Source organism: Saccharopolyspora tripterygii (assembly GCF_054778355.1).
The window spans coordinates 1-11,062 of the sequence record NZ_BAAGZP010000003.1; the positions used below are offsets into that span (position 1 = coordinate 1).

General features: G+C 67.6%; 9 protein-coding genes. 4 read left to right on the forward strand and 5 right to left on the reverse strand.

The annotated features are described in order from the left end of the window. Window positions 1-27 precede the first annotated feature (27 nt). Window positions 28-534, reverse strand: a complete 507-nt coding sequence (locus ACYVF3_RS02645; protein WP_461152639.1) for an aminotransferase class I/II-fold pyridoxal phosphate-dependent enzyme — start codon at window positions 532-534, stop codon at window positions 28-30. Further along, window positions 531-1,559, reverse strand: a complete 1,029-nt coding sequence (locus ACYVF3_RS02650; protein ID WP_461152645.1) for a Gfo/Idh/MocA family oxidoreductase — start codon at window positions 1,557-1,559, stop codon at window positions 531-533. The genes ACYVF3_RS02645 and ACYVF3_RS02650 overlap by 4 nt, the downstream gene beginning before the upstream one ends. Window positions 1,560-1,794: 235 nt before the next feature. Between ACYVF3_RS02650 and nhaA the strand changes: the two genes are divergently transcribed. Continuing rightward, the gene (gene nhaA, locus ACYVF3_RS02655) at window positions 1,795-3,609 is read left to right on the forward strand and encodes a Na+/H+ antiporter NhaA (RefSeq protein WP_461152640.1); all 1,815 of its coding nucleotides are present in this window, start codon (window positions 1,795-1,797) and stop codon (window positions 3,607-3,609) included. A 57-nt stretch (window positions 3,610-3,666) separates the two neighbouring features. On the opposite strand, the gene ACYVF3_RS02660 is transcribed toward nhaA, so the two are convergent. From ACYVF3_RS02660 to ACYVF3_RS02670, 3 genes are all read right to left on the reverse strand, one after another. Continuing rightward, window positions 3,667-4,122 (reverse strand): DUF4186 domain-containing protein, encoded by a 456-nt coding sequence (locus ACYVF3_RS02660; protein WP_154076178.1) that lies wholly within the window; start codon window positions 4,120-4,122, stop codon window positions 3,667-3,669. Then, window positions 4,119-5,132, reverse strand: a complete 1,014-nt coding sequence (locus ACYVF3_RS02665; protein ID WP_461152641.1) for a helix-turn-helix domain-containing protein — start codon at window positions 5,130-5,132, stop codon at window positions 4,119-4,121. Before ACYVF3_RS02665 ends, ACYVF3_RS02660 begins: the two co-directional genes overlap by 4 nt. A gap of 196 nt (window positions 5,133-5,328) precedes the next feature. After that, a complete protein-coding gene (locus tag ACYVF3_RS02670; RefSeq protein WP_461152642.1) occupies window positions 5,329-6,528 on the reverse strand; it encodes an alcohol dehydrogenase catalytic domain-containing protein in 1,200 nt (399 codons plus the stop codon). 141 nt (window positions 6,529-6,669) lie between these two features. Here ACYVF3_RS02670 and ACYVF3_RS02675 point away from each other — a divergent pair, with 141 nt between their 5' ends. From ACYVF3_RS02675 to ACYVF3_RS02685, 3 genes are all read left to right on the forward strand, one after another. Further along, window positions 6,670-6,834 (forward strand): hypothetical protein, encoded by a 165-nt coding sequence (locus ACYVF3_RS02675; RefSeq protein WP_406689417.1) that lies wholly within the window; start codon window positions 6,670-6,672, stop codon window positions 6,832-6,834. Between the two features lie 8 nt (window positions 6,835-6,842). Next, window positions 6,843-8,687 carry an excinuclease ABC subunit UvrA gene (locus ACYVF3_RS02680; RefSeq protein ID WP_461152643.1) on the forward strand — a complete coding sequence of 615 codons (1,845 nt, stop codon included), beginning with the start codon at window positions 6,843-6,845 and terminating at the stop codon, window positions 8,685-8,687. A 1,131-nt stretch (window positions 8,688-9,818) separates the two neighbouring features. Continuing rightward, entirely contained in the window at window positions 9,819-10,853 is a 1,035-nt protein-coding gene (locus ACYVF3_RS02685; protein ID WP_461152644.1) for an alpha/beta hydrolase, read from the forward strand. Window positions 10,854-11,062 lie beyond the last annotated feature (209 nt).

Consider the following 11,062-nt stretch of genomic DNA (forward strand, 5'->3'; position numbering starts at 1 on the left):
TTCCAAGCGAGGCCGAAGCCTCACACATCAGGTGTCAACCAAACCCTGGGCAGACCCCGGCGAGGTCACGGAGCCGCTCGATCTGGGCGGGCACGCCCCAGAGGTGTGCACCGCGATTGCGCGAGTGCGTGGGGTGATGGCGGCTTCGGCGGCATCGGGGTCGAGGTTGCCGAATGCGTCGCAGTCGACGAGTACGGGCGCGGCCCGCAGGTGGAACAGCGGGCTGGCCGTGGCGTGGAAAGTGTAGGTGGGCGCGATGACCTCGTGCCCGTCGTGCAAGCCGAGGGCTGCGTAGGCGCTGTGCAACGCGGCGGTGCCGGAGCTGGTCAGCACCGCGTGCCGCACACCGAAGTACGCCGCGAGCGCTTCTTCCAGTTCAGCGATGATCCCGGAACGATCCGGGATGGACACCGTCGTGGCCAGCTGCGCGATCACGGCGGCTGTGCTTGCGGAGGTGATAGGTGGCCAGGCCAGGTGCGGCAGTGGTCGGTCCAGTACCGGGGTGCCGCCGTGCAGGGCGAGTTCAGCGGTCATGACAGGACCTTTCGGGGGTCGATGAAGCGGCCTTCGGCCGCGGAGGTGTAGGCGGCGTGGATCAGCGCGGCGTGGGCGAGGTGGGACTCGGGACTGGCGGTGTTGGCGCACGTTCCGGCCAGCACGCGGCAGAAGTGGTTGACCTGGGCGACCGCGGCGGTGGGCCAGGATTGCTCGCGGGTCAGCGACTCCACCACGGTCCCGGCGCGGTCGAGGCGCTGGATCCGGCCGCGTTCGAGCTGCACCGCGCCGTCGGTGCCGGTCACGCGCAGAGTTTCGGTTTTCGGGGCCATACAGCGCGAGAGCAGTACGGTGCCGACCATGCCGGAGTTGTAGCCGAGGGTGAGTGTGGCGGTGTCCTCAGCGTCGTAGTCGTATTCGACGTGGTAACCCATGTCCAGCAAGCAGCCGCCGCCGGCAAGCCGCGCGTGCCCGCGCCACCCGTCAGCCGGGTTGACGGACAGGGTGTAGGTGGCGTGGAGGTGGTACAGGCGGCCGACGCGTTCGGCCAGGTCATTGAAGGCTACGTAGATGGGGTTGAACCGGCGTTGCATGGTCACCATGACCTCGATGCCCGCCTCGGCGCTGCAAGCCGCCAGTGCACGGGCCTCGGGCAGGCTGGTGGCCAGAGGTTTTTCTTTGAGCACGTGCACCCCGTGCTCGGCGGCGGTGCGAATGATCGGCGCACCGGCGTGGTGCGGTACGGCTACGACCACGAAATCCAGGTTCTGCTCGGTAAACATCGCGGCCGCGTCGCGGTAAGCAGGCACGGTGTACTCGCGACCCACGTTCGCCAAGGTGTCTGGATCGCTGTCGCAGATGGCGGCGAGTTCGACGTGATCGCTGGCCGTCACGGCAGGCAGGTGGTCGGTACGGGCTTGGTGACCGAGTCCGATCACGCCAACCCGTGACCGGTGCGGCCACTCGACCCTGCTGAGGGTGGTTGAGGGAACTGCGGTGTGGTCTGTCAGGGAGAACATGGGCGCCTCCGGCGGTGAACCCGGGTAAGACGCTGCACAGTGCATCGCGGCTCGGTGGGGTGAGGTTAGGGTGAGTTGCACGCACGGTGCACTCACGCACACGCACGGTGGAGAGCGGCGAGGATGAACGACGGGGACGATTCCGAGACATCAGCCGACCAGGACGAGTTCGTTGCCGAGTTCCGGCGCTGGCGCGAAGTACGCGGCCTGTCCCGCACAGCGTTGGACTTGTCAGGCAGAATTCAGCATTGTGCCTCACTCAAGACCATCTCCGCTGAGCATGACCGGACGGCTCCGCACGGAGTCGGGATCGGCGGTGCTCCTCACCGTCGTCACAGCGGTCGCGCTCATCTGGGCGAACTCGCCGCTCTCCTCTTCCTACTCCGAGCTGTGGCATCAGGGCCTGGGCTTCGACTTCGGCCCGTTCGGGCTGCACATGGACCTGCACCACTGGATCAACGACGGCCTGATGGTCGTGTTCTTCTTCGTCGTTGGGCTCGAGGTGCGTCAGGAGTTCGCCCACGGGGCGCTGAGGGACACCAGCCGTGCCCGTCTCGCCGTGATCGCCGGGGTCGCGAGTGTGGCTCTCCCCGCGCTGGTGTACGTCCTCGTCGTCGGTGCGGCCGGTGCCGAGGGCATCGAAGGCTGGGGAGCTGTGGTCGGCACCGACACCGCGTTCATGCTGGGCGCGCTCGCGATCGTCGGCCCTCGCCTGTCCGGTCAGCTGCGCGTCTTCCTCCTTACCCTGACGGTGGTCGACGACTTCCTCGCGGTGTCGATCATCGGCATCTTCTACAGCGAGGAGATCCGCATCGTCCCGCTGCTGGTCGCCCTCGCGTGCCTTCTCGCGCTGTGGCTGCTCGGACGCTCCCGCCAATGGAGCGCGGCTCCGTACGTGCTGATTGTCCTCGGGCTATGGCTGGCCACGCTCTCCTCAGGCGTCCACGCATCGCTCGCGGGGATGATCGCTGGCCTCCTCATCCCCGCGTACCCGACGCGGCGGCACAAGGTGGTCGCCGCCCGGCAGCTGTTCCGCGACTTCTGGCAATCGCCGAGCGCGTCTTCGGCCCGTGCCGTCGGCCGGGGGCTGTCTCGGGGCGTCTCGGTCAATGAGCGCCTGCACGAGTACCTCCGGCTGCCCACCGCGCTGCTGGTTGTGCCGATCTTCGCCCTGGCCAACGCAGGGGTGGACCTGCGGGGCGGGCTGCTCGTCGACTCGCTCGGCTCGCCGGTCACGTGGGGCGTCGTCGCGGGGCTCGTGCTCGGCAAGCTCTTGGGGATCGGGCTCGCGACGCTTTTGGCCGTCCGACTGGGTGCGGGGCGCCTGCCGGAAGGCGTCGGGATGGGCAGCGTGTTCGGGGGCGCGGCGCTGTCGGGCATTGGTTTCACCGTGTCACTGCTGATCATCGGGCTCGCCTTCGGCACCACCTCCGACCTCGGCCGTCAGGCGACTCTCGGCGTGTTCGTTGCTATGGTGCTCGCTTGCGTGCTGGGGTGGGCGATCTTCAAGGTCGCCGCCCGCAGGTGGGGCGAGGAGACCGCGGATCTGCCGATGACGCTGGAGCCGCCGGTGGATCCGGAGGTCGACCACATCCGCGGCCCGGAGGACGCCCAGCTCACGCTCGTGGAGTTCGTGGACTTCGAGTGCCCGTTCTGCGCGCACGCCACCGGCTCTTGGGAGGATCTGCACGAGCGCTTCGGGGACGACCTGCGCTACGTGGTGCGCCATCTTCCGCACCACCCGCACGGGCCGATCGCCGCCAGGGCGGCCGAGGCGGCGGCGAATCAAGGCATGTTCTGGCCGTGGCTCGACTTCGTGTTCACCCGCCAGCACGCCCTGGAGCGCGACAACCTCGTCGACTACGCCGTCGAGCTCGGCCTCGACGTCGAGACATTCACCGAGGACCTCGACAGCGCGGAGGTCGCCAAGCGAGTCGAGCGAGACGCCGCGAGCGCGGCGGACAGCGGCGCGCACGCCACTCCGACCTTCTTCGTGGAGGGCTGCCGCCTGCTGGGCAGCTACGACGCGCGCACCCTGACGGCGATGCTGGAGTCCAGCCGCCGTGGCACCCGCACCCAGGAGATCCCGGCCTGAGCGCCGGACGAGAGGGGACGACCTGCGCACCGCAGGTGGTCCCCTCACCGAAGGCTCTCAGAACAGGGTCGGAGGCGGTGGCGGGGCACGAGTCGAGCCCGCCTGACTCTCGAGCTCGATCCACCTGCAGATGACGTGGACGACGTATTCCCGCTCACGCTCGCTGAGCTCGTGCCCCCGGATGATCTCGTGGTTGATCTGCAAGCACTTCCTGCAGCAGGTCGCGGTGGCGTGCTGGGCGCGGAAGACGGGGTGTCCGCCCCAGGGGGTCTGTCTGCCGTCCTTCTGCGGGTGCGCCGGGGCGAGCCGCGCGTCGATGAGCTCCTTCGCGTGCCGAGCGATGGTCTCCGGTCCGCGCGACGCGGCATAGGCGAGCTCGGGAGGGCGCAGGTGGAACTTCGCGCGGAAGGGGATCCGGGCGATGCGCGCCAGCCGAGCGTCCAGCCGGTCCTGGTCAATGGCCGTGCCGACATGCTCCGAAGCGTCGCCGGGATCGTGCGCACCCTCGGTCATGAGCCAGGTTCCGAGGCGGCCTGGGCCGGCGTCCCTTCCAAAGCGGCGATCTCCCGGTACTCGCCTGGGGTCATCCCGGCCGTCGTGCGGAAGGCCCGGTAGAACTGCACGGGGCCGGAGAAGCCCAGCTCGAGCGCGATCGAGGAGATCGGCTTGTCCGGCTGCGCGCGGAGCATCACCCGCGCTCGCTCGAGTCGCAGCGAGCGCAGCTGGCCCATGACGGACTCCCCAGTCCCCTCGAAGAGGCGGAACAGGGTGCGCCGGGAGAGGTGTAGGCCGACGGCGATGCCCTGGGAGTCCAGATCGGGGTCGGCCAGGTGCGCGCGCATGCAGGCCAGCACCTGGCTGCGCCGTGCCGCATCGGGTGCGTCGGCGTGGGGGCGCGGAGGCGAGAGGAGGCCGATGAGCGATGCCCCCAGCGCGGGTGCCTGGGGCTCGAGGCGGTGCGCGCCGTGGGGGTCGCTGGCCTGGGTCCGCGCGAGGTTCACGAAGAATGCCGCCACTGAGCCCATCGCCCCGTCGCAGTCGAATGTCTTCGCGAGCAGGTAGTCGCTGCGGCTGACTCCGGCACGCGCGAATGCTTCGTCTGCGGGGAGCTCGAGGACGGCCTGCTCGTAGTACTCCTTGGTGCGCAGCGTGAAGGGGGTTGCGCTGTCGTAGATCACCAGAGAGCCGGGGGTTGCGAGCGCCGCGCGTCCGGCCTGCTCGACGAGCAGGTTCCCGCGGAGCTGGAACAGGAAGTACAGGTATTCCTGGTCATCGTGGCTCTGCGCGATGTCGCTCCTCGAGCGCTTGACCTCCTCGGCTCGAGCCCGTTTGGTGGATAGGCGGAAGTCGGTGTATTGCCCCAGACCGATCTCGCCGCCGAATCCGGTGTCGACGGGGTCGGTCCTGACCGAGACGTACGCCTCTCGCCGGGCCTGACGCCAGTAGTCGATCTCGTCGCCCCGTGGGGCACGCCCCGTCGAGAAGGACGTCAGGCGCGGCAGCGAGGTGGTCTCCTGTCCCATGATTACGCCCCTGCTTGCTGGTCTGCGCCGTGGCTCGCGCCCGCCCACCGCGTCCATCGCCAGCGTACGACGTGGGGCCCAATCCAGCTCGGCCGCCAGCACGTCTGTGAGGGGACCCGGGGGGCGCAGAGGTCCGGCCCGCGACGCCGCTCAGGCGGCGGTCGCGGGCCGGAGTATCGGTGTGAAGGGCCTGGGATCAGGCGGGAACGAGGCTGTGGGGGTCGATGATGAATTTGTCCGAGACGCCCGTGTCGAAGGTCGCGTAGGCGTCGGGGGCCTCGTCGAGGCTGATGAGCTTGGTGTTGAGCATGTCGCTGAGGTAGGGCATGCGGTCCCACAAGATGGCCATCATCAGCTCGCGGTTGTAGTGCATGATCGGGGCCTGTCCGGCGGAGATCCTCGGCGACTTGATCCACGCCTTGCCGAAGTCGATCGGGAAGGTGCCCTCCTGCTCGGCCTTCGACTTCGCCAGCGGGTCAGGGCCGTAGACGCCGATGACTCCAGTGGCTCCGCCCGGGCGCGTGGCATCGATCACCTGGTTGAGGGCGTAGGCCGGGTTCATGTCCTCGGCTTCCCGGCCGATCCCGTGGGCTTCCAGGCCGACGTAGTCGACTGCGCAGTCGACCATGGGCTCGCCGAGGATGGCCTCGATCTGGTCGGTCAGCGGCACGTCCTGGCTGAGGTCGATGGTCTCGCAGCCGTTGTTCTTCATCAGGTCCAGACGGTCCTGGTAGTAGTCGCCGACAATGATGCAGGAGGCCCCCAGCAGGCGGGCCGCCGCTGCCCCGCAGCGACCGACCGGGCCCGCGCCGGCGATGTACACGGTCGATCCCGGCTTGGCCCCGGCCTCCATGAGCCCGTGGAACGCGGTGGGCAGGATGTCCGAAAGCAGCGCGAGGTCACGGATCTTCTCCATGGCCTGGTCCCGATCGGGGAAGCGCAGCAGCTGGAAGTCGGCGTAGGGGACAAACAGGTACTCGGCCTGGCCCCCGGTCCAGTCGCCCAGGTTGAACCCGTAGGCACCACAGGCTACCGCCGGGTTGACGTTCTCATTCTCGCAAATCTCGGTGTGGCGGGCTTTGCAGTTGCGGCATCGTCCGCAGGCGACGTTGAACGGAACCGAAACGAGGTCGCCGACCTTCACGCGCTCCACGTCCGTTCCGACTTCGATGACCTCGCCGGTCATTTCGTGTCCCATCACCATGCCCTGCGGCACTGGGAAGGACCCGCGGTAGATGTGCAGATCGCTGCCGCAGATGTTGGTGGCGACGATCCTGAGGATGACCCCGTGCGGGGCGCTCTTGCCGTTCGGCATCTCGAGCTTCGGAAAGGCGAGGGACTCGACGCGCATGTCCCTCGCGTTCTCGAACACGACGGCGCGGTTGTTGTCTGCCATGACGATCTCCTCTGGAGCGGATGGAAAGCCCAGTCGCCCGAGCGCCATCCCGGCTGCTGGTGGCGTTGCGACCTCGGCTGTCTCTCAAGGTAGGCACGCAGGCATCTGCGTCTCTATTGCAATGCGTGCCACTACGGTCGCATGGCGTGCCGCCTCTCGCCCCGCCAGCTGCGCGACGTCCTCGTCGCGCTCGGATACGACGTCGACGTCCCCTGGCGGAAACTGCGCAAGAAAGACCGCGACTGGATCCTCTACACCGAGGAGACCCCGTCGTCCCCGTCCATAACACCAAGAGCGCCTCGATGAAACGCCGCGTGGCCCAGTTCCTCGACGTGGCGCGCTGCCCGTCATGCCACGGCAAACGGCTGAAGCCCGAAGCCCTGACCGTGACCTTCGAGGGGCTCGACATCGCCGAGTTCTCGCAGTTGCCGATGCGGGAGCTGCTCTCACTGCTGGACGGGGTAGTCGCGGATACCGCCTCCGGCAATACGGGGACGGGCACTTCCGGCGAAGTCCTGGACGCGGCCTCGCGGCGCGAGGCCGTCGAGCAGAGAGTGGCGGCCGGCGGTTCCGCGCACTCGGCCGCCCCCGATGTGCGCCGCACTCCGAACCAGTCGGCGGAGAAGCGGGCCGCGGCGGCGCGGGTGGGCGCTGAGCTTATCGACCGCCTGCGCCCGATCATCGACCTCGGCCTGGGCTACCTGTCCCTGCATCGGACCACACCCACTCTCTCCGGTGGCGAGCTTCAACGCCTGCGGCTGGCCACGCAGCTGACCTCGGAGCTGTTCGGTGTCGTCTACGTGCTCGACGAGCCTTCGGCGGGCCTGCACCCGCAGGACGTGACCGCATTGCTCGGGATCCTCGACGGACTCAAGGGCCGTGGAAACAGCCTTTTCGTGGTCGAGCACTCGGTGGAAGTGATGCGCCACGCCGACTGGCTGGTCGACATCGGGCCGGATGCGGGCGAGCGCGGCGGCCGCATCGTCTACAGCGGGCCGACCCAAGGCCTCGCCCAGGTCGAAGAATCCGTGACGCGGGGCTACCTCTTCGGCGGGAGCGGACTGCCTCCGCACGTCCCTCGTGACCCTGTCGGTTGGCTCGAGATGAAGGGTGTCACCCGCAACAACCTGCAGGACGTGTCCGTGTCGATCCCCATGGGCGTGCTCTCCGCCGTGACGGGTGTGTCCGGATCGGGCAAGTCCAGCCTGGTCAGCCAGGCGCTGCCCGCGCTGCTCAGCCAGTGCTTGGGGCGCACCGTGCCCGTCGACGAGGCTCCCGAGGACGACGAGCTGCTACTGGCGGATTCCCCCAACCGGCTCGAGGGCACCCTGACGGGAGACCTGACCGGCGTGCGCCGCGTCGTCAGCATTGACCAGAAGCCCATTGGCCGCACGCCGCGCTCGAACGTGGCCACCTACACAGGCCTGTTCGACCGTGTGCGCAGCCGCTTCGCGCAGACTCCCGAGGCGCGTGCCCGCGGCTACAAGCCCGGCCGGTTCTCCTTCAACGTCACTGGCGGCCGCTGCCCGACCTGCGAGGGTGAGGGGTCGGTGATGGTCGAGTTGCTCTTCTTGCCGTCGGTCTACACGGAGTGCCCGGACTGCCATGGCACCCGCTACAAGGACAGCACACTGCACATCACCTGGCGCGACAAGAACATCGCCGAGATCCTCGCGATGAGTGTCGAGGAGGCCCAAGCCTTCTTTGCCGGCGAGGAGGAGATCATGCGGTCCCTTACGGCCCTGATCGACGTCGGGCTGGGCTACCTGCGGCTCGGACAGCCCGCCACCGAGCTCTCCGGCGGCGAGGCGCAGCGCGTCAAGCTCGCCAGTGAGCTGCAGCGCGCCCAGCGCGGGGACACCCTCTACGTGCTCGACGAGCCGACCTCGGGCCTGCATTGCGCCGACGCTGACCGCCTGGTCACGCATCTGCAGACCCTCGTAGCGGCGGGCAACACCGTCGTGATGGTAGAGCTGGACATGCGCGCCGTCGCCGCGGCCGACCACGTCATCGACCTCGGGCCAGGCGCGGGGGAGGACGGCGGCACCATCGTCGCCTCTGGCACCCCGCAGGAGGTCGCCAAGGCAGGCGTTGGGGCGTCGGCGAAATACCTCGGCCTTGCGCTGAAGGAGTCTGCGGCACTGGAGCGCTCCGCCTGACGGACCGCGCCATGCGCTCGAGCTGGGAAGGGATACTACGCGGCTCGTACCGTCGGGAGCGAGAGCTAAGGGCAAGCCGCGTACAAGGTGCGGCAAGGTGACCATCCTCCACGTTGGCCAAGATCGAATGGCGATTTCCTGGCGACGGGAACGCGCGGTAACGCGTCGCGTCTCATCGGAACGAGGAGGAACAAGGGCCGCTGACCTGCGGTGGGATGTGAAACCCCTGGTTACCAGGGGAAACTCACTACTCTCTTTTTGGCAATCGACGCCGCGGGTGCCTTGGCGCAGGTGGAGGGTGGCGGGATCGTCCTCGTCGCAAGACGCCTGCGGTGAACTGGAGTATCGGCACACGGTGCTCTACGACGCGGCCCGTGACGGGTTCTGGCGGGCATGGCCCCGAACGGGTGCGCGCCCAAGGTCGGGGGAGGCGGGCCCTGGCCTCGCGTTTGCGGCTGAAGGTGCCCGCGGAGCGGGCGCGGCCGCGCAGGTCCCAGTAGTAGGCGGTGTAGCGAGCGTGGCCTTGCCGGTTGACGCGCTGCTTGCAGTAGCCCATAGCTTCTCCTCGGAGTCCGTGTTTGAGGACTCTCACTCCATCGGCTTCCAGCGTGCGGTGCAGAACCACGCAGCTCAGATTCCCGTCGCCGAGGCCGCAGGTTGATCAGTTGACGGCGCTGGGGGTCTCGTTCAGGGGATGTTCGGTGTTGCGTTCCCAGTTCTGGGGTGTTGACCTCAGGACTGCCCAGACTTCGGTTGACAAAGTGAAGCCTGGGTCAAGGTGTCATCCAACCCCTGGGCAGCCCCACCCGAGGTAGAGAACCCATCGGAATCGCACGTCACACCCGGGGTGTTCTGGGCGCGGCGTGTGGTCGGGTTACCCGAACCCGGCGCGGCGTTCGCTTGTGAGGCGTCGAGAACTCGCGATTTTCTCGCGAAATCATCGGCTGCACCCACGATCTGAAGGTAGTCATCGCGGCCAGCGGCTACCCGGGTACGGCGCGCCCCGAGACGGGCCCGGCGGGTATTTGAAAGCAAGAGGAAAGCCGCCGCGTGCATGGTCATCGGGGGAATGGCGCGAGCGGGCCGTCGCGGACTCTTTCGCGTTTTGAACCGGTGAAAGGGAGCGTGACGATGAGAAACCGGCACCGCAAGAGGCTGGCAATCGCGGCAGCGGCCGTACTGGCACTATCCACCAACGGCACTTCGTCCGCTGTGCAGGCTTCTGGCACGGACTCCGCAACCAACCCGGGCATCACGGCCGAGCAGCCGAGGATGCTGCTCGTACATGGTTACGGCAGCGCTAAGGACGGCAAAGACTGCAACAACAGCACCTGGGCCGATGCCCTGACGTACTACCAGTCCGAGGGCGGCCGGCCCCGCGAATCGATGGTGACGATCGGCTACTACAAGGGCGATACCGGCCAAGTGGGCGGGCAGAACAAGTGCGACTTCGTGATCGGGAACAAGAACGCGGACAACAGCACTTCGATCCGGGACATAGCCAGGGATCTCGCCAACTACATCCACGACAACTACAGCCCGGAGAATCCCGTCGACATCGTGGCGCATTCGATGGGAGGGCTGATCACGCGTGTCGCGGTGCTCGGCACTTACGAGGACTGGGAGGGGTTTCCGGAGAGCGTGTTCGTACAGGACATCGTGACACTCGGCACGCCGCACCAGGGCGTGCGAGGTGGGTGCCCGGAAGACAGTTGGGCCTCGGACGGTGATCCGTGCAGGCAGTGGAACCAAATGGTGCCCAGCGACGCCGGCGGCTCGGGGTTCATCGACAAGCTGCACGAGTCCGAGCCCGGTGCTGGTGACCGCGGCCTTGACGACGCGTGGGCATCTGGCATCGACTGGAGCTTGGTCGGCTCGGAGGAGGATCCCACGGTGTCCTACCGCTCGGCGATCGATCAAGGCTACTTCGCCAACCAGAAGTACGGCTACGACGAAGACCGCAACAACAACGGGAGCCAGGACTGCTGGTCACCGGAGGAAGTGGACCACCAAACGATCCGAGAGCTCACCGGATCCGGAGGCTTCTGCCTGCGCTACTGGCACGACGGTAGCGACGGAGGTCCCTACACCACCGACAACGGGTGGTCTCCGCTGAAAACGGCCTTTAAGGCCGCTACCCATGATGGAGACGACTTGCCGAGATGACCTCACAGAAGGGGGGATGCCGCCCGGCCGGTGGGCCTCCCCCTTGGGTGTGGACACCCTGATTCTGGGTCCTGTGGGTCCTGTGGGTCCTGTGGGTCCTGTGGGTCCTGTGGGTCCTGTGGAGGAAGTGTCCTTGGTGGCACGGAAGTCGAAGTTTCGCGAGGAGTTCAAGCGGGACGCGGTGGCGATTCGGAGAACCTTGAGTCGAT